The organism is Priestia sp. TSO9 (genome assembly GCF_021029645.1).
Classification (GTDB): domain Bacteria; phylum Bacillota; class Bacilli; order Bacillales; family Bacillaceae_H; genus Priestia; species Priestia megaterium_E.
On sequence record NZ_JAJEKD010000015.1, the window covers coordinates 352662 to 374058 of the forward strand.

General features: G+C 39.0%; 27 protein-coding genes. 12 read left to right on the forward strand and 15 right to left on the reverse strand.

Going from position 1 to position 21397, the window contains the following annotated elements; translation table 11 throughout:
* Window positions 1-25: 25 nt before the first annotated feature.
* The 3 genes from LJC66_RS16620 to LJC66_RS16630 all read left to right on the forward strand — a co-directional run bounded on the left by LJC66_RS16620 (window position 26) and on the right by LJC66_RS16630 (window position 1773).
* Window positions 26-646 (forward strand): class I SAM-dependent methyltransferase, encoded by a 621-nt coding sequence (locus tag LJC66_RS16620; protein WP_230933049.1) that lies wholly within the window; start codon window positions 26-28, stop codon window positions 644-646.
* An 84-nt stretch (window positions 647-730) separates the two neighbouring features.
* Complete coding sequence (locus tag LJC66_RS16625) at window positions 731-1237, forward strand: PCYCGC domain-containing protein (protein WP_230933050.1); 507 nt, start codon at window positions 731-733, stop codon at window positions 1235-1237.
* Window positions 1238-1455: 218 nt separating this feature from the next.
* Window positions 1456-1773, forward strand: coding sequence for a DUF3243 domain-containing protein (locus tag LJC66_RS16630; protein WP_013083905.1), 318 nt, complete (start codon window positions 1456-1458; stop codon window positions 1771-1773).
* A 47-nt stretch (window positions 1774-1820) separates the two neighbouring features.
* Here LJC66_RS16630 and LJC66_RS16635 read toward each other — a convergent pair whose 3' ends face one another.
* The 5 genes from LJC66_RS16635 to LJC66_RS16650 all read right to left on the reverse strand — a co-directional run bounded on the left by LJC66_RS16635 (window position 1821) and on the right by LJC66_RS16650 (window position 6761).
* Entirely contained in the window at window positions 1821-2666 is an 846-nt protein-coding gene (locus tag LJC66_RS16635) for an N-acetylmuramoyl-L-alanine amidase (RefSeq protein WP_230933051.1), read from the reverse strand.
* A 219-nt stretch (window positions 2667-2885) separates the two neighbouring features.
* Window positions 2886-3020, reverse strand: a complete 135-nt coding sequence (locus LJC66_RS27795; protein WP_269067656.1) for a hypothetical protein — start codon at window positions 3018-3020, stop codon at window positions 2886-2888.
* A 128-nt stretch (window positions 3021-3148) separates the two neighbouring features.
* Entirely contained in the window at window positions 3149-3772 is a 624-nt protein-coding gene (locus tag LJC66_RS16640) for a LysE family translocator (protein WP_230933052.1), read from the reverse strand.
* Between the two features lie 405 nt (window positions 3773-4177).
* Window positions 4178-5821, reverse strand: a complete 1644-nt coding sequence (locus tag LJC66_RS16645; RefSeq protein WP_230933053.1) for a glutamate/serine transporter AimA — start codon at window positions 5819-5821, stop codon at window positions 4178-4180.
* A 382-nt stretch (window positions 5822-6203) separates the two neighbouring features.
* Window positions 6204-6761, reverse strand: coding sequence for a thioredoxin family protein (locus tag LJC66_RS16650; RefSeq protein ID WP_195696524.1), 558 nt, complete (start codon window positions 6759-6761; stop codon window positions 6204-6206).
* A 335-nt stretch (window positions 6762-7096) separates the two neighbouring features.
* Here LJC66_RS16650 and LJC66_RS27800 point away from each other — a divergent pair, with 335 nt between their 5' ends.
* The 3 genes from LJC66_RS27800 (at window position 7097) to LJC66_RS16660 (ending at window position 9432) form a co-directional block, all read left to right on the forward strand.
* Window positions 7097-7228 (forward strand): hypothetical protein, encoded by a 132-nt coding sequence (locus LJC66_RS27800; RefSeq protein WP_013057845.1) that lies wholly within the window; start codon window positions 7097-7099, stop codon window positions 7226-7228.
* Between the two features lie 343 nt (window positions 7229-7571).
* Complete coding sequence (locus LJC66_RS16655) at window positions 7572-8705, forward strand: processed acidic surface protein (protein ID WP_230933054.1); 1134 nt, start codon at window positions 7572-7574, stop codon at window positions 8703-8705.
* 1 nt (window position 8706) lies between these two features.
* The gene (locus tag LJC66_RS16660; RefSeq protein ID WP_028409236.1) at window positions 8707-9432 is read left to right on the forward strand and encodes a class D sortase; all 726 of its coding nucleotides are present in this window, start codon (window positions 8707-8709) and stop codon (window positions 9430-9432) included.
* 29 nt (window positions 9433-9461) lie between these two features.
* On the opposite strand, the gene LJC66_RS16665 is transcribed toward LJC66_RS16660, so the two are convergent.
* Window positions 9462-10253 (reverse strand): sulfite exporter TauE/SafE family protein, encoded by a 792-nt coding sequence (locus LJC66_RS16665; RefSeq protein ID WP_013057848.1) that lies wholly within the window; start codon window positions 10251-10253, stop codon window positions 9462-9464.
* 312 nt (window positions 10254-10565) lie between these two features.
* Here LJC66_RS16665 and LJC66_RS16670 point away from each other — a divergent pair, with 312 nt between their 5' ends.
* Window positions 10566-11135: a GNAT family N-acetyltransferase gene (locus LJC66_RS16670; RefSeq protein WP_025751097.1), complete on the forward strand. Its 570-nt coding sequence runs from the start codon at window positions 10566-10568 to the stop codon at window positions 11133-11135.
* Between the two features lie 171 nt (window positions 11136-11306).
* Window positions 11307-11441, forward strand: a complete 135-nt coding sequence (locus tag LJC66_RS27805) for a hypothetical protein (protein ID WP_269067753.1) — start codon at window positions 11307-11309, stop codon at window positions 11439-11441.
* Window positions 11442-11515: 74 nt separating this feature from the next.
* On the opposite strand, the gene LJC66_RS16675 is transcribed toward LJC66_RS27805, so the two are convergent.
* Window positions 11516-12340 carry a 5'-nucleotidase, lipoprotein e(P4) family gene (locus tag LJC66_RS16675; protein WP_230933055.1) on the reverse strand — a complete coding sequence of 275 codons (825 nt, stop codon included), beginning with the start codon at window positions 12338-12340 and terminating at the stop codon, window positions 11516-11518.
* A gap of 417 nt (window positions 12341-12757) precedes the next feature.
* Between LJC66_RS16675 and LJC66_RS16680 the strand changes: the two genes are divergently transcribed.
* Window positions 12758-13390, forward strand: a complete 633-nt coding sequence (locus tag LJC66_RS16680) for a YitT family protein (protein ID WP_014459318.1) — start codon at window positions 12758-12760, stop codon at window positions 13388-13390.
* A gap of 37 nt (window positions 13391-13427) precedes the next feature.
* On the opposite strand, the gene LJC66_RS16685 is transcribed toward LJC66_RS16680, so the two are convergent.
* Window positions 13428-14426 (reverse strand): NADP-dependent oxidoreductase, encoded by a 999-nt coding sequence (locus LJC66_RS16685; RefSeq protein WP_014459317.1) that lies wholly within the window; start codon window positions 14424-14426, stop codon window positions 13428-13430.
* A 128-nt stretch (window positions 14427-14554) separates the two neighbouring features.
* Between LJC66_RS16685 and LJC66_RS16690 the strand changes: the two genes are divergently transcribed.
* Entirely contained in the window at window positions 14555-14782 is a 228-nt protein-coding gene (locus LJC66_RS16690) for a hypothetical protein (protein WP_013057853.1), read from the forward strand.
* An 88-nt stretch (window positions 14783-14870) separates the two neighbouring features.
* Here the strand turns inward: LJC66_RS16690 and LJC66_RS16695 are convergent, their stop codons facing one another.
* Entirely contained in the window at window positions 14871-15305 is a 435-nt protein-coding gene (locus tag LJC66_RS16695; protein ID WP_028414441.1) for a hypothetical protein, read from the reverse strand.
* A 251-nt stretch (window positions 15306-15556) separates the two neighbouring features.
* On the opposite strand from LJC66_RS16695, the gene LJC66_RS16700 reads away from it, so the two are divergent.
* Complete coding sequence (locus tag LJC66_RS16700; RefSeq protein WP_230933056.1) at window positions 15557-16015, forward strand: GyrI-like domain-containing protein; 459 nt, start codon at window positions 15557-15559, stop codon at window positions 16013-16015.
* Between the two features lie 28 nt (window positions 16016-16043).
* Here LJC66_RS16700 and LJC66_RS16705 read toward each other — a convergent pair whose 3' ends face one another.
* Window positions 16044-16517, reverse strand: a complete 474-nt coding sequence (locus LJC66_RS16705) for a hypothetical protein (protein WP_013057856.1) — start codon at window positions 16515-16517, stop codon at window positions 16044-16046.
* Between the two features lie 98 nt (window positions 16518-16615).
* On the reverse strand, window positions 16616-16741 hold the full coding sequence (locus LJC66_RS27810; RefSeq protein ID WP_269067657.1) for a hypothetical protein: 126 nt from the start codon (window positions 16739-16741) through the stop codon (window positions 16616-16618).
* Between the two features lie 300 nt (window positions 16742-17041).
* Here LJC66_RS27810 and LJC66_RS16710 point away from each other — a divergent pair, with 300 nt between their 5' ends.
* Window positions 17042-17926 (forward strand): YitT family protein, encoded by an 885-nt coding sequence (locus LJC66_RS16710; protein WP_033580547.1) that lies wholly within the window; start codon window positions 17042-17044, stop codon window positions 17924-17926.
* Window positions 17927-17964: 38 nt separating this feature from the next.
* Here the strand turns inward: LJC66_RS16710 and LJC66_RS16715 are convergent, their stop codons facing one another.
* From LJC66_RS16715 to LJC66_RS16730, 4 genes are all read right to left on the reverse strand, one after another.
* The gene (locus LJC66_RS16715; RefSeq protein WP_230933057.1) at window positions 17965-18723 is read right to left on the reverse strand and encodes a cytochrome c oxidase assembly protein; all 759 of its coding nucleotides are present in this window, start codon (window positions 18721-18723) and stop codon (window positions 17965-17967) included.
* Window positions 18716-19198, reverse strand: a complete 483-nt coding sequence (locus LJC66_RS16720) for a DUF2243 domain-containing protein (RefSeq protein ID WP_230933058.1) — start codon at window positions 19196-19198, stop codon at window positions 18716-18718. The genes LJC66_RS16715 and LJC66_RS16720 overlap by 8 nt, the downstream gene beginning before the upstream one ends.
* A 1078-nt stretch (window positions 19199-20276) precedes the next feature.
* Window positions 20277-20687: a disulfide oxidoreductase gene (locus LJC66_RS16725; protein ID WP_195696518.1), complete on the reverse strand. Its 411-nt coding sequence runs from the start codon at window positions 20685-20687 to the stop codon at window positions 20277-20279.
* Window positions 20687-21394, reverse strand: coding sequence for a DsbA family protein (locus LJC66_RS16730; RefSeq protein WP_230933059.1), 708 nt, complete (start codon window positions 21392-21394; stop codon window positions 20687-20689). The genes LJC66_RS16725 and LJC66_RS16730 overlap by 1 nt, the downstream gene beginning before the upstream one ends.
* Between the last annotated feature and the right edge of the window lie 3 nt (window positions 21395-21397).

Consider the following 21397-nt stretch of genomic DNA (forward strand, 5'->3'; position numbering starts at 1 on the left):
AAGCTTATTTTCTAGGAGGGTTTACGTGAATAACCGCTGGAATCAATTTATTTATAAGTGTTGGGCTCCTTTTTATGATGCGTTTTTTAATAACGGGATGTTTTATCGAGCCAGAAAAAAAGTCTTTCAAGACGTCCACTTTTCATCTGAACAGCGCATTTTATTTGTAGGTGTTGGAACGGGGGCAGATTTAGCTTTTATTCCTCATGAAGTAAATGTAACAGCCATCGACTATTCCAGTGAAATGCTTCAAAAAGCAAAAGATAAATACAAAAATCCATCTATAACCTTCCACCAAATGGACGCTCAGCAGCTAACATTCGACTCTTTTTCGTTTGATGTAGTTGTAGCAAGCTTAATTCTTAGCGTAGTACCTGATGCAAAGCAAGCTTTAAAAGAAATGACAAGAGTAGTAAAGCCTAAGGGAACTATCCTGATTTTTGATAAATTTGAAACCAAAAAGAAATCAGCGGCTTTTCCTAAAAAGATATTCCGCCCTTTCGTAAAATTACTGGGAACGGATATTGGACTCTCTTTTGAACATGTGTTTGAAGCAAGCCGGGATCAGCTTATCTTGAAGGAGAATTCAAGCGTCATGTTGAAAGGTATGTATCGGAAAATTATTTTGCAGAAAGTTGATGAATGACTTTAAAGACAAATGATACCTGCTTAACATGATGGGTCTACATATGATTGTCTAGCTTTAATTGAAGAAAGGATGAACATTCTGATGATAAAATCAAAGGTCATAACAGCTGTCCTTGCAGCGGGCATGGTCTCCGGCTGCGGAAACGAAAGTAAAGAAAGTTCAGGGAGCAAACATACAGAAGCAACACAACATGAAGAACATCAGCAGCACACATTAGGTGATAAACGAGAAGAAACAAAAAATAGTGAAACTCTTCCCTCTTTTCTAAGTGACAAGCCCAAAGATATGCAGCTTATTTATGCAGCCGCTGCTAAGCATCAAACCTTACTTGAAAACATTCCTTGCTACTGCGGATGTGGAGAAGAAGCTAATCATCAAAACAACTACGACTGTTTTATTTTTGAAAACAAAGGAAACGGGGCAGTGACGTGGGATGATCACGGAACAAAATGCGGCGTCTGTTTAGAAATAGCCGCTCAAGCTGTAGTAGACTACAGCAAAGGCAAAAGCATCGAAGACATTCGTCAAGAAATCAATGATAAATATAAGGAAGGCTATGCCACTCCTACTCCTACGCCCGAAGTATGATGCTGCAGTATAAAAATCAGTAAAAGACTTTGATTTCTTTATTCAAAGTCTTTTTTGTCATTTTATTATTGGCTGATAAAATCTCGGTTGACCTCACCTTTTTAAGCCCTTGTATAACCCCATAATATAAAAATAATACATTCGGACGTTTAGTTACTGAACCCTCAGGGAATATGCTTTCTAACACCCAAATATAACCATGAGAGGAGAAAAAAACTATGAGTAATTCTGTAGAAACAAATCATTCAGCAAAAGTTGAAGGAGCAATTAATTCTATGAGCGAGGAGAAAAAAGAGGATATTCTCTCTAGCTTCGAAGGATTTAAAAGTTATCTAGGGGACAAGGTCTCAAAAGGTGAAAAGTTAGGGATGAATGAGGAACAGCTGGCTAAAACAGCTCAAAAAGTAGCTGATTACCTTGCTAAGCATGAAGAGCCTCGCAATCGAGAGGAAAACCTGCTTCACGAACTGTGGAAGGTTGGAGACAAAGAACAGCAGCATCACCTTGCCCATATGCTTGTAAGATTAGTTCAATAAATAAAAAAGATGACACGCTGCCGTGTCATCTTTTTTATTTACAGATATTAAACAGCGGGAATGATAATTTGCTTGCCAATTTGTAATTTTGCAGGATCCACACCAGGATTTGCATCCTGCAGCTGCTGGACGGTCATGCTATATTTTTTCGCAATGCTATAAAACGTATCTCCTGCTTGTACAGTATACGTAGTGACAGGAAGAACAATTTGCTGGCCAATTTGCAGTTTTGCAGGATCTACGCCAGGGTTTGCATCCTGCAGCTGCTGAACGGTGATATTATACTTCTTTGCAATGCTATAAAATGTATCTCCAGATTGAATGGTATAGAATGTGACTCCATTAGAAGGTAAGTTTAAATACTTAGCAATTCCACGCGCGTGCGCTTCGCCCACTTCCCGAAGAAACGTCGCGTTTTTTAATTTTTCAGCGTCGGCTGTCGTATCGATAAACAAGTTTTCTGTTAAAACAGCTGGCATATTTGTTTCACGCAGTACAGCGTAATTAGCCGTTTTTAAACCACGATCTGCAATCGTCCCAAATTTGCGCATGGTTGGTAAAATCTCCGTGTGCAGCTCTTTTTGTAAAAGAGAAGATTGACTTCCCTCTTGTGATGGATATCGATACGTTTCAAATCCAGTACCTTCTCCAGCATTGATGTGCATAGAAACAAAAATATCCGCTCCCCATGCATTAGCCCGGTTCGCTCGATCTGATAATGAAACAAACACATCGGTTGAACGGGTTACTTGAACATCTACGGAATAGTTATGTTCTAAATACGCCCGCGCGTGTAGTACAAGCTGCAGCGTAATATCTTTTTCACGCAAATTATTTCCTAAAGCACCTGAATCTGTACCGCCGTGTCCTGCATCTAGCCATACTTTTTTCATGTGAATCTTTCCTTTCAATCATAATATGAAAGAACTTGTGATTAACACTGGCTATGCCTGATGTTTTATCTCTCATTCTATATATATATGTGATTGGACAAGAAGGGTTCGTCCCCTTAAAACATTCGAGAATATTCACTCAAAAAAGCAGGATTTTGCTAGGGACCGCTGTTTTAAAGCAAAAAATAAAGACGGATAAATGAGCTAGCGTGAATCTCGTTACTCCGCTGTTGATTTCTGTGCAAGGCTTCGCTTTCCGCCGGGGGCCGGTGAGCCTCCTCGTCGCTTGCGCTTCTGCGGGGTCTCACCTATTCCGCTTTTCCCGAAGGAGCCTTCGCCTTGCCCTCCAATCACCAGCTAGAAGCAACTACATACATAAAAAATCCGAACGAATTGGATTTATCGTTCGGATCTCCCTTTAACTAACCTATGTCCACACCTTTTAATAGAGATAAAAAGAAGGTTCGCCGTCTTATCTTCTGCTATTTCTCACTAAAAGCAATTTTTAAGCCAATAAGCGTAAAGATAGAGCCTTGCACAAGATTAAGCCGCTTAGACAGCGCCGAAGATTTCCGCAAAAACTCCCCTACTTTACCTGCAAATAGACTAATGAACGTAAAAATAATCAGCGCTTGAACTAAAAATACAGCTCCATAAACAAGCATTTGCTGTGTGGCGTGTCCGGTTGAATGATTAACAAACTGAGGTAAAAGAGCAAGAAAAAAGAGCGAAACTTTTGGATTTAGCAGATTCATAATCACTCCTTTTTTGTATAGCACCTTGTACTCAACAGCTTCTTTGTTTTCAACAGCGAGAGCGGAATCTTTTGCTGTAAATGTCTTATAAGCCAGATATAATAAATAAGCTGCTCCAGCGTATTTTACAATAGCAAATGCTAAAGCCGATTGATAGATAACAGCCGATAGACCCAATGTTGCTGCAGCTATATGACCAAGCAAGCCCGTACAAAGCCCTAATGAAGTCGAGATTCCTGCATATCTACCGTTTGATATGCTTTGTGCTAAAACAAATAAGTTATCAGGTCCAGGCATAACCGTAAGCAAAGCGGCTACGCCTAAAAAAGAAGTGATTGATACGATATCCATAAGTCGTTCTCCCCTGCATGATTTTGCCAACCATTATAGCATTTTTTACTATCTAGTATTCAAAAAAATAAAATTTATCCACAAAAGAAGAGGCTGACACATAACTAATTGGATACATAAGCTGGACTGCTTGTTACACCGCAGTTGATTTCCGTGCAAGACTTCGCTTTCCGCCGGGGGCCGGTGAGCCCCCTCGTCGCTTGCGCTTCTGCGGGGTCTTACCTATTCCGCTTTTCCCGAAGGAGCCTTCGCCTTGCCCTCCAATTAACTGCTAGAACCAACTATACACATAAAATCTATATTCAACATAACAACAAAAAAACACGAACTACCAATCAAAAAATAATTAATAGTTCGCATTTGACTTCAACTGAAATACTTTTGTCCCAGCCTCATTTTTACTACTTATTTAATTTGTTTTTCTATGATCTGCTCTTTAGCTGAGGCAGTCTGTGCTTCCGCTGCTTTTATTTCATTATTAACATGAATTGCTTCTTTTAAATACTCTGTTTTGTATCCGCTTTTAAGTGCCCAAGCATAAAAGAAAAGTGCAACGATTGCAATAAGACCCATATCCCAGCCGTATTTAATAATATTGAGTCCCCCAAACTTTTCACTTCCTATCCAAGAGATTGTCATCATACATAATAAGTAGACAATCATCCAAACGCCGGCTCGGAAGTTTTGACCAAAGCCTTTCCATTTTGATTTTGCTTGGTAATAAAAATAAATCGGTAACCCTATTAAAATAATAAATAATACCTGTCCAGTTAACGGCCATCTTGCCCAGTAAAGAGTAAGTGAAGCAAAGATGAAGCCAAGAGGCGCTATTACATTTAACCCTTTTATACGTAAAGGTCTATAAAGATCGGTCCCCGTTTTTCTTAAGGTCATAGCTGTGATAGGACCAGTAAGATATGAAATTAACGTAGCTACAGAAATAATTTCGGCTAAAATTCCCCAGCCTCTAAATAAAAATAAAAAGATGAATGAGACAAATAGATTAAAAAACATGGCTTGACGAGGAACTCCATAAAGCGGATGAACTCGTCCCAGTATATTCGGCAAATATTTATTTTTTTCCATACCATAAATCATGCGTGACGTGGTAGCTGTATACGTAATACCTGTTCCTGATGGCGATACAAAAGCATCGGCATATAACACAATAACAAGCCAGTTAATATTTAACGCAATCGCTAGATCGGCAAACGGCGAATTAAAGTTAAGATGACTCCATCCTTTTACGATTTCTGAAGGATTTACCGCTCCAATAAACGCAATTTGAAGCAATACATAGATCACGGTTGCAATTAAAATGGAGCCTACTACTGCAATCGGAATAGAGCGACCCGGATTTTTTGCTTCTCCCGCCATATTAATAGGGCTTTGAAAACCGTTAAAAGCAAACACAATCCCAGACGTAGCAACAGCTGTCAAAACGCTTGCCCATCCATTTGGAGCAACGCCTCCTGCAGAGGAGAAGTTTCCTCCGTGAAACCCTGCGAATAAAAGAGCACCAATCGTAAGCCCTGGTATTACAATCTTGAACACGGTAATAAGTGAATTAGCTTTCGAAAATAAGCCGACGGTCCAGTAATTTAGAAGAAAATAAATGATTAATAGTCCTGTAGCAATAGCCAAGCCTTTTCCGGTAAGAATCCCGTTTTCTACTAAACTGCCTGTCCATTTCGCCCACTCCCACGGCCATGAACTCATATACTGAACAGAAGCAACGGCTTCAACAGGAATAACCGATACGATTGCAATCCAGTTTGCCCAAGCCGCAATAAAGCCAAGAAATGAGCCGTGCGAGTATTGCGTATATTTAACCATACCTCCTGCTTCTGGAAACATCGATCCTAGTTCACTGTAAGAAAGAGCTATAAATAAAATAACAACCATTCCAATAATCCAAGAAGCAATTGCTGCGGGTCCTGCAATTTGAGCAGCTCTCCATGCCCCAAACAGCCATCCTGATCCAATAATAGATCCAAGGCCGACCATCATGAGAGAAAACGTTCCCATTTTTCTATGTAAGTTATTCATGTATCTAACACCTTTCTTCTATATTTTCTGAGAAGTGAGTTATTAAGCGCTTTCATTAAATTTAAAAAATAAAATTCATTTTGAACTTTAAAAATGCTGCTTAAAAGTACTAGCCGAAAGCTTTTCCATTCATTCACGCGTCCCCTTTCTTCATTTATTATTTGTTATTATATCATCATCAAGTTAAAAAGTACGCGTTTTGAATAAAAAATATTTTTATTTTTAGAATTTTGTGCGTTTTTTCAATTAAAAGTGCGCGATTTGAACACTAACATTCATAAGAGCTGCCTTTCCATTAAAGTGATATACAAACGATCTTGTTGCAATAACCAGAAAAAAAGCAGGATAAAATGAAGCACTCATTTTATCCTGCTTTTTTAAGTTATTTCACAACTGCTAAAACCGTTTCTTTAAAGCTGTTATAAACATGCGACCAAAGAGCTGGTTCTTCTTTATATCTTGTTCGTAACGAAGAAAAAACTTCTTTTTGTTTCTCTTCAAACGAAGGATCTTCTTTTGAAGGGAGCGTGGCACGAAGCTCATCGACGATTTGCTGAACTTCGGGAGCACGGGGGCCCCACTTCCCAAGTAGCGTCCCTTCATTATTAAAAATTAAAATAATCGGAATGGCACGTCCTCCGTTTGTTAAGTGACGGTCAATTAATTTGGTGTCCGCATCTCGCAGTGCAACGCGCACATCGATACCGGCAGCTTCAGCTACTTTACGAATGATTGGGTTAATCATCATCGCATCTCCGCACCAATCTTCAGTAATCGCTAAGAAATGAAGCTTGTGAGCCTTTAATTTGTCAGCCAGTCCATCTTTAGGAAGCTGAAATTGTTCATAAACAGCTAAACTTTCCTCTTTTAATGTACTCATGTCGTTCATATATGTTTGAATTGATTTTCCTTCTTCAAAATACTGCTGTTCTGTTTTCATCAAAATCCCTCTTTCTTTTTTGTATACGAATAGATGAGATGTAAAAATTCGTTTTACTCTTTTCTATACGCACTACTAGTATAGCTTTTAAGCACAGTGAATCAAAATATAAAAGTCAGCGCGTTTTTTAGCCTGCGACAGGATTTACAAAACTTCGATTTAAAAACAGCACATTGAGATGTTATAAAAAAAGAGAATGGGGTACATGTACACTATCAATGTAACAAATTTTAAATCTTTGTGAATATTTGAGAATGTTTATTGTGTAACCGTCATCTTTTGATTATGATAATGATATGTTAGCTACTTGACTAAATATGGAGGATGAGGCAAATATGAATCAATCCCCGCATGAAAAGCGAAAAAAACGCAAACAGTTTGTAGAACGTTTAAGGCTAAAAGGAATCAAAATAGAGCTGACAAAACCGCGCTCTCACTTTTCTTCACTATCCTTACTAAAATCATAACTCGTAACCACCTTTTTCTAAAGCGGAACGGTATCGAATTTCAACTATCTATGCTAAGGCTTACATATCATTTCAAAAAGAACAGCTTCTAAGTGCTGTTCTTTTTTGATATCTTTTTTATATTTCTGCCTCTGCAAAAAAAATATAAACCTTTTTCTTTATTTCCTCCTTTTTCTATCTAGGGCTTTCCGCTCCCTTTCATACGGGATTCTCAAAATATACAGTTCTATAAATCCCTTAAATTACCACTATATTCAAGGTATATATAATATAAGTATATATTGTAAATTTATAACTCTTCCTATATAATCTTGTAGAAAACGTAAAAAAAAGGAGAAAATTGATGAAAAAACTGGGGGCAATACTATTATCATTTCTGCTGTTTGTAGGCGTATTTCCAACGTCTTCATTCGCATCAGCGTCAACATTTGACGCAGATTTTAACAAGTATTTAAAATCGGTAAGCCAAACGCGAGGCTTTGAAGTAACCAAAGACGACGTTGAATATTCACTTTCACTGTATGACGATAGTCTTGAAAACTACGATACAATCGCAGATTTAGAAGAATTTTTAGGTGAACCAATTTCAGCTGACTTACATAACGTACAAGATGTGTATGCAGATTTTGACTTAGACAAAACAAGCTTAAATGCGTTATTAAAAGAGAACGGCCAAAGCTTAGACGATTATGTATATCTAGATGATTTATACGAGGATGTTGACTTCTATCTAGAGGGCGACGACTGGTATGAAGATGATGAGTCATATGACGAAGAAGCCGCTTCTTACGATGATGAATTAAGCGAAGAAGATTTAAGCGGCTTACTATCGTTTATGCAGTCTGAATTAGGCTTAACTTCAGAAGAGTTAAATCGAATTGAAGCACATTTTACATCGTTAGAAGATGAGCTTTCAAATGAAGCAACGCTTAACCGCTTAGATCAATTAGGCGAGCGCTTAGCGGCATTCGAAGATTTTGATACAGCAACAGAATTATCTGCTGATCAAATCGCTGAATTAATGTCTATTTATAAAGAAATGCTATCAATCTTCCATTTAGACGCTAAGTTTTCACTTGTACAAGGCGGAAATGAAAGACCGCTTTCTCTTACTGATTTAATCAACTTAGAAGAATTAAAAAATGCAAGTCTAAAAATTTCTCTTTATACAACAGACGGTAAATTTTTAGCAGACATGGTGATCACAGGCGATATGTTTAATTCTGATATCATCACAGACACAGGAAAAGAAGTGGAAAAATCTGCTGAAGCTGTAGCAAAACCAGCTCAAGCGCAAAAACCAGCAGTAGAAAAGAAGCAAGAACCGGTAAAGAAACAAACGAATGGCGCTGTACAAAAAACCGTTAAAGGCGGAAAGCTTCCGGAAACGGCTTCTAATTATGTAACAAATACATTAATTGGATTAGTGCTTGTAGCCGCTGGCTTTGTTCTTTTCCGCAAAGTGAGACGCGCATAAAATGGAACCAAGAAAAACAAGAAGAACAATCAATCGCAAAAAGCGGTTGATTGTTCTTTCCCTTTTAGCCGCCGTCATTTGCTTTGGTCTTTGGTTTACAACAACAAATGCCTATAAATTTGCAAGAGGCTATTTGGCATTTAAAACAATGGATACAGAAGAACCAGCCGCAGCTTCAGTTTCTAAAAGCAAGGATTCTTCAACAGCGGACTCTTCTGCTGAAGCTTCTTCTGTTGAAGCTAAAAAAACGGTACACTCTCGTACTGCTAGCCCGGAAAAAAAGCCGAAAGTGTCAAATGTGTCTTACCCGAAACAGCCAAAAATCGGTGATTTAATGGGAGAATTATATATTCCTAAATTAAACGCTAAGCTGCCGATTTATCACGGTACGAACGAAGATGAATTAGAAAAAGGCGTGGGTCATTTTGCAGGAAGCGTGCTGCCTGGTCAAAACGACAATTCTGTTCTATCAGGACATCGCGATACGGTTTTTCGTAAGCTTGGAGACGTCGGTGAAGGCGATTCGCTCGTAGTGAACACGGCAGCAGGCACCTTCACATACAAAGTGAACAAAGTACGAATCGTTGATGCGGATGACCGGACCGTTATTGTGCCAAAGCCTAGAGCTACTTTAACCGTCAGCACCTGTTATCCGTTTAATTACGTTGGTTCAGCACCTGAACGCTATATTTTAGTCGCTCACCTTGTGTCATCAACAACCAAATAAAAAAGCTGTCCTTAAAAAGGCAGCTTTTTTTAATGAATAGATTTCATTAGTAAATCAAACCATATTTTCAGCGAAGTCGCCGTAATAACGATCGCTAAGATAACTTGCAGCGACGCTACCTTCGTCTTTTGCCCGACAAAAGCGCCGATTGGAGCTGCTAGTAAGCTTGCTCCAATAATCATAAGCGCCGGAAGCAAAAGGACTTGATGCGTCATTACTTTACCGAATGTTGTTCCCATAGACGAAATAAACGTCACGGCTAATGAGCTTGCAATCGTTACGCGCACAGGAATTTTTAACACGGTAATCATAATAGGAACAAGTAAAAATGCGCCCCCTGCTCCAACAATCCCCCCGCAAATTCCAACTAAAAACGCCAGAGCTGCTGCCAAGGGTTTTGAAAACGTCACTTCGAATGAATCGGCCGCTGGATTATTTTTTTTGGGCATAAACATTAATCCTGCAGCAATTGTTGCCATCACGCCGTAAATGAAATTGATCATTCCTTCTGAAAACGAGTTTGATAGCGTTGAACCAATGAGACTGCCAACTAAGACGCTGATGCCCATATATAAAATTAACGGTTTATTCAAATAGCCGCCCTTTTTGTAAGCAAGAGCTCCTGAAACAGACGCAAACAGCGACTGCACGGCTCCTATACCAGCTACTTCGTGCGCGCTGAACATTCCCACTCCTACAAGAGGCGGGACAAATAGCAGCAGCGGGTACAAAACAACTGATCCTCCAATTCCAAGCATACCTGCTAAAAATGACCCGAAAAACCCGAGTGCAAATACCGTTATTAATAGTTGTACATCCATGTTTTTACCACCTGCTTTTATCGATCCAATATCATGTTTGTTAGAAAGTATGTATACATACAGCGCCTTATCTCTTCTTCCATTGTATCACTGTATATGCTTCTTTTCTGTAAAAATATTGATAAAAGTGCTTTCAATTATTAATTTTTTTAATCATTAAAATCCTATCGACTTTATACGTTATTTACTTTTAGCCTAAACTTCCTCGTTCTCCCTTCTGTTACTTGTGGTAGAATAAAGAAAAACTAGATGTTAGAACTGCCTACACGCTACGCTTATCTCAGCAGGCCCATCATCACAGGAGGCTTTCGTATGTTTGAATACAAAATTGATGACGAAGTTAGTTTGCATTTGATTGAATCAACTGACGCTTTCCCCTTGCTTTCTCTTATTAACGAGTCAAGACCTTACCTAAAAGAATGGCTCCCATGGGTAGATAGCATGCAAAGTATTGCTGACTATGATGAACTCATCCCTGAATGGAGAGCTCAATATTATAATAACCAAGGATTCCAGGCCATCATTCGGTACTACGGAGAAATCGCCGGGATGATTGGTTTTCACGGAATTAATTGGGGAAACAAAAGTACAAGTCTCGGCTATTGGATTGGACATGATTTTCAAGGAAAAGGTATTATGACAAGAGCCGTACACGGATGCCTGAATTATGCATTTAATACGTTAAACCTTCATCGAGTCGAAATACGCTGCGGGGTTAATAACGAAAAAAGTAAAGCCATCCCTGCGCGTCTAGGTTTTACAGAAGAAGGCATTTGCAGAGAAGGTGAATACCTATATGATCACTACCATGACCTTGTGATTTATGGCATGTTAAAACACGAGTGGAAGCAAGCTCCTTATGCTCCTTGGCTTCTTTCTTAAAAAGCGGGATCAGTTGGACAAGCTATAGTGAAAAGATTAAAAGAAGCTGGGACAACAATATGTTAGTTAAAGGGAAATCCGAACGAGGTTGATTCTTAATGGAGAATCAACCTCGTTCGGATTTTTTATTGTGATGGTGAACACAGGTTTCAATGCAGATGCTTCTAGCTGTTGATTGGAGAGCAAGACGAAGACTCCTTCGGGAAAAGCGGAATAGATGAGACCCCGCAGGAGCGGAAGCGACGAGGAGGCTCATCGGCCGCCCGCGGAAAGCGAAGTCTTGCACGGAAATCAACAGCGGTGTAACAAGCGGTTCAGCTCATATATCCAATTTGTTCGTCTTTGAATTGGAGCGATTTCGTTATGTCTCCATTTCTTTTTTAGTTGAAATACTGAAGCTGTTCGCGGCGAAGCTTATCTTTTTGTTTGTCCGAAATTGAGTAGTCGTAGTTATAAATAGCTCCTTCCCAATCTCCATACATTGGATTTGGAAATACGATTAGCTTTTGGCCAAACGCTTCTTTTTGCTCTTCTACAAGCTTATTTCGATCAGTAATGGACTTTTTATCAAAGCCGCTAAAATCAGATAAGTTATCACCAAACAGCAGGACTACATTATGATTTGTCGCTACTTTTTGACGGCGCGTTTCTTTTCCTTCATCTTTTGGACCCGTTAATAGCACATGGTCTTTGGTTGCTTGAGGAATATGTAAATTCTTTAGGTTTTTAATTGTTGCCTCAAGCTGAGAAGTTGTACGGCCTGAAATATAGTAAATATCTACGCCTTTTTGATCCGCATACGTCAAGAAATCAACAGCACCTGGTACTGCTTTCGCTTTTGCTGCTTGCACCCACTCATCCCACTTATAAGGAAATCCTTTGCCGGTTTTGATTGCTGAAGCTTGAAATGGGCTATTATCAAGCACGGTCTCATCTAAATCCAAAATAATGGCAGGCTTTTTATCGGTACTTTTTGCAAGCGCCTCATCTAAACGAAGCTTTCCTGTATTATAGCCTTGGTAATACAAAGCTTTCATTTCTCCCGATGTTTGGTACCAAGCGTCCGCCATGATTTGCTGATCAGCTAGGTTTTGAGCGGGTTCTTTTTTCTCAGCAGACACTTCTTTTTCCTGCTGAGGGGCACATGCTGTCAGTGAAAAAGCAAGTACAGCCACCCCTGTCAACGCTGATAATTTCTTATTCATTTCGCATCCACTTCCATCTCTACATATTTTCATGCTAATAATGTTATATATTACCTCAATTAAACAAAAAATCAATAAAAATACGAATTATATTTTAATTTTAGTTAAAATTGTTCGTTTTAACTAATGTTTCCTCCCTTTTTTTAACCATTATCCAAATATTTGTTTATACATTTTCCAAAATCCGTTTTTCTCATTCTTTCTTTGTAATCTTTTTTTTAGAAACATATTGGTTTATCACTCATTCGCTTCAAAAAAACTTAATAAATCTGAATTATCTAACTTTTAATCTTGTGTTAGATTCTCTCACAAAAGTGCTTTTTTTTGAAAAGATATATAGTAAAATAGATTTTGTGAATTAAAAGACGGTGTTTTCTATCGAAAGTATTGTATAAATATACAAAAGGGGATGGAGATATGAATCACGTAAAACAATGGGGATGGATTACCTTTGGCTGCTTGTGCGTTGCCATCGGAATTCAATTTTTAACCGCTTCTAACCTCGTTATTGGCGGAACAGCAGGACTTGGAATCGTCCTGCAGCATTTAACCGGTATTTCATTTGGGGTATTGTTTTTTATTATCAATTTACCATTTTATTTTATGGCTCTTACACAAATTGGACTTCAGTTTACGATAAAAAGCTTCATCAGCGTTAGCCTGATGTCAGTGATGTCCGATTTATTAGCTGCCAACTTTTCGTTTGCGCTTCCGCATCCGCTTGTAGCTGCGGTTGTGGGAGGCGTTATTGTCGGCATTGGACTGATTTTTTTGTTTCGCCACGGTTCTTCTCTTGGCGGAATCAACATGCTATGCGTGTTTCTTGATAAACGATTTGGCATTAATCCAGGTAAAACAATGCTTTTAACAGATGTACTGATTGTCGGCTCTGCAACGGTGGTATTTGGCGTGGTGCAAGTGCTTTATTCGTTAATTGGGATCTTCATCATGACAGGACTGCTTGGACGCTATCACAAACGCTCCCCAATCGAACGCACTGGTGAACATATTGAAGAAGAAGCGAAACAACAAACGGCTTCAACTATGTAAAAAAAACTTGCGGGAATGATCCCGCAAGTTTTTTTGCTTATTCTGCTACTTTTACAAGCTGTTTTCCTAAGTTTGCTCCTTCAAATAAACCAAGGAACGCTTCAGGTACATTTTCAAAACCTTCTACAACGTTTTCGCTGTACTTGATTTTTCCTTGCTGCACCCATTCGCCTAGCTGCTTAATGCCTTCAGGGAATTTGTCTGCATAGTCGGCTACGATAAAGCCCTTCATTAACGCACTGTTAATTAATAAAGGTGTTTGAACACGCGGCCCAACGTCTTGTTTTTCTAAGTTATACAGTGAAATTTGGCCGCAAAGTGGAATGCGCGCAAATTTATTTAATAAGCTAACAACTGCATCTGAAATCTCTCCGCCGACGTTTTCAAAGTAAACGTCAACACCATTAGGACACGCTTCTTCTAACGCTTCTTTCACATTTCCTTTTTTATAATTAATCACTTCATCAAATCCGAGCTCATCTTTTAAATAAGCAATTTTATCTTCAGAACCTGCGATGCCGACAACACGTGCGCCTTTAATTTTAGCGATTTGACCAACAACAGATCCAACAGCACCTGCTGCACCTGAAACGACTACTGTTTCGCCTTCTTTTGGCTGACCGATTTCAAGCAGTCCAAAGTAAGCTGTGAGACCAGGCATACCAAGAACGCCGATAGCCGTTGTAATTGGCGCTAGCTCTGGATCAACTTTCTGTAAGTTTTTTGCTTCTGCCGCTGAATAGCGTTTCCAAGGAAGCATACCTGTCACGATATCGCCTTCTTTAAAGCGATCTGATTTTGATTCCGTTACGCGTGCTACAATGCCGCCTGCAAGCGGTGCGTTTAGCTCAAATGGAGGAACATATGATTTTGTATCGTTCATGCGTCCTCTCATATACGGATCAACAGAAAGGTACAGTGTTTGAACAAGTACCTCGCCTTCTTTTGCTGTAGGCATTTCAATTTTTTCGTATTTAAACGTATCTTTTGTTGGCATCCCCTTTGGACGTTCTGCTAATAAAATTTGTTCATTCATCGATATCGCTCCTTTTTATTTCTCTGTTTTTTGTAAAATGTGCTAAACTTACTTTTGTTATTTTAAATTATATATTGTGCACAACGCAAAAAATATGATTGTGCAATAACACCGAAGGAGAAAAAGACATGGAGCTAATTCGCTGTAAAGAAAATGTTGTTAAAAAACTAAACGAGTTCGTTGAAGTAACTCCCCCCGTTATTTTGTTTAAAAAAGGCAATATGTATCCGATTAAAATGGATATCAACTACAACTGGATTGCCACGGACGAACAAGGTCATGAGCATATTGTCGCTTCAAACACAAAGAATGTGCAGGACGACTACTGGTTTAGCTACCATTTTGACTTATATTAAGGAGTTTCCCGGATTTACTCTTCGTAAACGTTATATAAATAAAGTGTTGCATCAGTAAAAAAACAGCGCCAGAATTCTGGCGCTGTTTTTATGTAGTAATCGCAATTGCACGGGTAGTCGTTTGAACGGTCACCCCAGTTGAAGACCGGACAAAAAATTCCATTCTGACTGAGTACGTGTATGTACCGATTGATGCTACTGTATCTACCCATGTAAAAGAAAGAGCATTTTGCTGAGTAAATGATAGTGTTAGAACGGCTGCAGCTCCTTGCTGTAAATTCTGTGAAAACAAAAGCTGAGAATTTCTATATACTCTAAGTGTTACCCCGTATTGATAGCTAGTTAACCCAAGAGGAATGTTTGCTTCAATTGTAGCAAACCCATCTATTTTCATCTTCTGATTATTTTTTTTTGTCTCAGCATTTACTGTTAAAATGCTCGTTTCAGAACCGTAAGTCAACGACTGCACGCTTTGAGACTGCGATGAAAATATATTCAGCTGGCTTTGAATTACGTCTCCCATTACTTTTCCTCCTCTTAGTTATATGAAATATACGGTAATAAAGTATATACTTCCCTTTTGGTTTACATGACTAAGAGTTCAAAGACCTCCGTTAACCAGCTTGCTAAAGCTATTTCTTAATTCACAAAAGCTGGCTACTGTAATGTTCCATTTTCTGCATCGATATCTACTTAAGATTATGTTACAATCACGGTAAAGTAATTTATGATTGATAGAATAAAAGCTAGAGCTTGAAAAATTCGAGGTGGATTATGCAAGGTAAAGTTGTATATAAAGAAGGATTTTCAGTGATAGGCATAGCAAAAAACGGAGAGTATCAAAAAGAGAATCTTTTGAAGCAAATACTTAAAGAAAAAGAAATGATTAGCACTTCAAAAGAACCTCATGTGGTTACAGGCATTTGCATGGCTCCGAAAAAAGAAAATTATTTTTATATTGCAGGGACAGAAGTGGCTGATACGGCTTGTATTCCAAACGGTATGAGCGTTCATACGTTTCCTTCGTTTACATACCTGCAGTTTAAACACAGAGGTCCCATTACATCGCTCGGGTCGACGTACAACAGCATCTGGAATGAATGGCTGCCGAACTCTCCTTACAGCATGATTGAAGGTCCTGCTCTTGAAATTGTAAATACAGCTATACACAGCAATTTATATAGTGATACATATGAAATGGATATTTATATTCCCATAAAGCTGGGACAATAAAAAAGGTGAACTTACGTTCACCTTTTTCCTATTTTTGCAGCTGTTTATATAAATGATAAAGAGTAAAAACGCACTCTGGATGACGCTCTTTATGGTTAAAAAAGCCGTGGGGAAACATGAGTGAAAGATTCCCTTTTTCAATTCCGGTCACATACTTGTTTTCCATAAGCGGATATTCTTTCACAACCCAGCGCGCTTCATCAATAGTAGACGTAACCACCTCACCAAAGTATACGCCCATACACTCTTCGAATTCTTCTTTTGTCATCGAAAAATAGTCAAAACAATTGCTGTCTTCTAGATCATAGTAAAGAAGCTCTAATATTTTCAAACTTTCATCTGTAAAATCAACGGTGAATTCATCTACCGCTTTGCTTATTTCATGAATGTGATTCATGCACTGTTCGCGCACTTGATGATAGTAATAGCTAGCTTCAAACTGATGTTCACACGTCACTAACGATTCTCCGTATGATGCTGTTAAATCATGATGCTTGCTCATGCTGACACCTCCACGCTAAGCTTATGGAGCAAGTATAACATTAACCAAGCTACTAGTGAGCATCTTCCATCAACAACCTATCCGTGGCAATATTAGGTTCACTTTTTGCTCATTATTCTGCCGTACACAAATCCTCCGCTAACAAGAAGAATACCGCTAATTAATACGCTGCTTAAAAAGATTTGCGAATGCATCAAGTGATTATAGATCATCCACACGCTCATTTCGTCATCTCCTTTTGGCTTTTTTAACTAGTATCCCCGATTTTCTTGGCGCACATGCCGGCATTTTCACTGTTTTTTCATCAATTTTCTATATAGTTAAAGCCGTGAAGCCAATATCTTTTTTCATCGTTTTACTCCTTAAAAAGCCTGCTTATGACTCTAAAGCAGGCTTTTTTTATAGGATGAAACAAGTAATTAAGCCGTCTATCCCCACTAATTGTGCATAGTAAGGTATAATTAAAGATAGTTTCACTTTTCTAAAGTGAGAAATACATAGGAGACATCAAAGGAGACATGCAAATGACAGAACTCGAAAAAGCGAAAATTCAGCACCGAAAGCTGTCCAAGGGACAGGTATTTGGTAGGGCCATCGCTATTGCGATCGGTGCCCTGCTCATGGCCACAGGACTTGAGATTTTTCTCGTTCCAAACCACGTTGTCGACGGAGGAATTACCGGTATTTCCATCATGCTTTCGCATATTACTGGCGTAAATCTAGGAATCTTTCTTTTTGTACTAAATCTTCCGTTTGTATTTATCGGGTACAAGCAAATGGGGAAAACATTTGCCCTTTCCACTATTTTTGGCATACTGGTTTTATCCATCTTAACTTCTAGGTTTCACCATGTCCCCGCGTTTACCGCAGACGTTCTTCTTGCTACCGTTTTTGGAGGGATTATTCTCGGAATTGGAATTGGACTCGTAATTCGCTACGGCGGAGCGCTTGACGGTACGGAGATACTTGCCATTTTAATCAGCAAAAAAATTCCGTTTTCTGTAGGAGAAATTGTGATGTTTTTCAACTTCTTCATTTTAGGAGCAGCGGGATTTGTGTTCACGTGGGACCGTGCCATGTATTCCATCCTTGCGTACATCATTGCGGCCAAAGCCATTGATACAGTTGTAGAAGGATTAGAAGAATCAAAATCAGCTTGGATTATTAGTGATCATTCTGATGACATCGGCGATGCGATTAATGCGCGTCTAGGTCGAGGCGTTACCTATTTGCACGGTGAAGGTGCTTATACGGGCGATGATAAAAAAGTGATTTTCTGCATCATTACGCGCCTTGAAGAATCAAAGCTAAAAACCATTGTTGAAGATTTTGACCCTACTGCCTTTTTAGCTGTTGCAGATATTACCGAAGTCCGCGGCGGACGCTTTAAAAAACGAAACATTCACTAAAAAAACGCGCAGAAAGCACCATGCTTTCTGCGCGTTTTTTATGTAAAAGAGACTTTTTGAAACCGCTTAAACCATTCATAACAAAGAAGTACAATTAAACATAAGTCGATTAAATCGCCTCCGTAATACATCAGCATAGCCCCTTGCTGCGCCCCTTCCGTCGAGACGTGCATAGGCGGGTGAGCGTACACATATTTTGATAAAATACCGTGAGCAGCAAGAGCAAGAACCAATACGGACGCTCGGTGCGTAAAAGTTTTTTGATGCGGCGAAGGATCGATTGAAATCATCGATACGGTGAATAAATAGCCGGCTAAAAATACGTGATTATGTACAGCGACATCCACGAAAAAAGAGTGATGCATCATGCCATACAGACTTGTTGTATAAAGAATCCAAAGTCCTCCTACGTTAAGAACAGAAGCTGTCACCGGACTGCTGATGAACCGAACAAACCGCCCTTTTAAAAGTTTTGATACTTTTCTGGCTGAATGAACCGGAAGCGTGCGAAGCAGCAGCGTAAGAGGTGCTCCTAACGCCATTAAAAGCGGAGCTAGCATACCTAAAAGCAAATGCCCCGTCATATGCGCAGTAAAGTCCATATGAGCACGGGCTGCGAGCGGTCCGGCTACGGAAAATATGGCGCATAAAATACCAAGTGTCCAGCTGGACGTCCTATATAATGACCATTTTCTATACGTTGCATTTGAAGACGCTACAGCCCGCATGTATAAAAAAAAGGCAGCGGCAAAAGGCAGGGCTAATAAAAGCTGAGACAATACTTCATATTTAATCATGATGTGCACCTTGTTTACGTGTAAACCATGTTAACATGATGCCAATAAGCAGCATCAAACATGCAAGTACATTCCACGTAATATCGTAAGGTGCAATCTTCACTCCGTACCGGATTTGATGAAGTCCCATAAGCTTATGCTGCACGGTCCCGTCATAAAGCTGAAACGCCCCGGCTCCAAGCAATACTCCTCCTATCCACCTTTTTACCCACCAGCCGCCTCGGCGCCTGAGATCTGCCACCATAAAAAGTGATGCAATTGTAGCGAACCAGCTGAATGCATGAAACAAACCGTCCGACACTAAACCAGCGGCCGTTGTGGACTTATCATAAAAATGATGCCAATGAAGCAGCTGATGAAACACTGCTTCATCAATAAAAGCAACTAACCCTATGCCAAACAAAAAGCCTGACCAGCTATTTCGAGCGCGATGAACGACGCGATGATTTGTAGTTGCTGCGTGTTTCTTTTCCATATATATACCTCCCTGGCAGCTCTTTAAGTTTATATCGATTCTAATGAACGTATACCCTATTAAAGAGAAATGAATCTATAATATGGAAAAATAGGAGCTATATCCTAATATCGTTTTCACTATCTTTTCACCATAAAGGTATAGGATTGTATTTGCGAAGCCAATTAGCATATTTTTTCATAGTTTTACTCCCTTTCTAAAGACCTGTTTCCCCAAAGCAGGTCTTTTTTATATCCCGCTTTTCTTTTTACCGTTTTTTCACCATAAAGGTATAGGATTGTATTTGCGAAGCCAATTAGCATATTTTTTCATAGTTTTACTCCCTTTCTAAAGACCTGTTTCCCCAAAGCAGGTCTTTTTTATATCCCGCTTTTCTTTTCACCGTTTTTTCACCATAAAGGTATAGAATCGTATTTGCGAAGCCAATTAGCATATTTTTTTCATAGTTTTACTCCTTTTGAAGATCTGCTTCCCCAGAGCAGGTCTTTTTTTATATTCAGTTTCTCTTTTCATCATTTTTTCACCATAAAGGTATAGGATAGTACTTGCGAAGCCAATTAGCATATTTTTTTCATAGTTTTACTCCTTTTGAAGATCTGCTTCCCCAGAGCAGGTCTTTTTTTATATTCAGTTTCTCTTTTCATCATTTTTTCACCATAAAGGTATAGGATAGTACTTGCGAAGCCAATTAGCATATTTTTTCATAGTTTTACTCCCTTTCTAGTGATCTGTTTCCCCAAAACAGGTCTTTTTTTATTTTTTCTAAAAGCTTCCATCTTTTCACCGTTTTTTCACTTTTCTTTTGTATACTAAGTTTGTCAAAGCAATTTCATCATTTTTCATAAATGACCCCTATTTATTCCCCGCTTTTTGTGAGCGGGGCTTTTTTTGTAAGAAAAGCATATTTTCACCTTATTTTTTAAAAAAGCTTTTCTCTTTTCACCGTTTTTTCACTTTTCTTTTATATACTGTTCTTGTCAAAACAATTTCATCATTTTTCATAGATGTACCCTATTTGCACCCGCTTCTTGGAAGCGGGCCTTTTTTTGTTTTCATACAAAAAAGCTTAACCCGGAGGTTAAGCTTTTTTCGTCTGCTTGCGAAGAACAAGCATCGTAATTGTAATGATAGTAAACGCGATAAACGCTAAAAAAGGAATGGTGATAAACCCAAGCCAGTTAATATATTGACCTGAGCAAGGAACACCGCTTGTACACGTTTCAAATGCTTTAAGAGCCGGTATCTTCTGCAAGCAATAATGATAGCCTGAAAGCGCCATACCAATCACAGAAAACGGCAGGACGTATTTGTAGATGACCATATCATTCCGGTACACGGCTACACCTAGCACAATCGCGAGCGGATACATTAAAATTCGCTGATACCAGCAAAGTTCACACGGGATAAAGTGAAGAACTTCACTAAACGTCAAGCTTCCAAGCATCGCGATAAGCGCTGTAATCCACCCGAAAACCAAAGACTTGTTCATTATTTGTTCTCCTTAGCCGCATCTTTGACCATTTGATCAAAGTCATCGATTGTTTTTCCTTCGAATTTTTTGCCGCCTACATAAATGGTGGGTGTACCTGTGATACCTAAATCATTGGCTGTCTTCATATCTTGATCAAACCCATCTTTTCCTTTTCCGTCTTTAAATGCACTCGCTACTTTTTTCGCATCGGCATCGCTAGATACTTCTTTCAGCGTATCTTCTAAGTAAGATTCCGTTAAGACATCTTTCTTTTCGTCCGCTGCGTTTTGCTTTTTATAAAGAAGTTCATGGAATTTCCAAAATGTATCGTTTCCAAGCTCTTTGTATACTGTTTCAGCAAACTCTGCTGCACGAGAGGAGTCATTGTTGATAAACGCATAGTTCATAAAGTAGAATTTGACTTTTCCGGTATCTACATAATCTTTTTGAATCAGCGGGAAAAAGGATTCCGTGAAGTTTTTACAAGCCGGGCATTTGTAATCTCCAAACTCTACTACTTCTACCGGAGCTGACTCTTTTCCAAGATACGGCTGATTATCATATGTAAGAGCGGCCTTTTCATCTTCTCCGCCCTTTGACATATTAGAAAGGACGATTAACCCTAAAATACAGACCGCAATAATTCCAATCACCCAAAAAATCCACTTGCTCGAGGACGTTTGCTGATTGGGCGTTACTTTTTTCTTTTTCTTTGCTTTTGACACAAT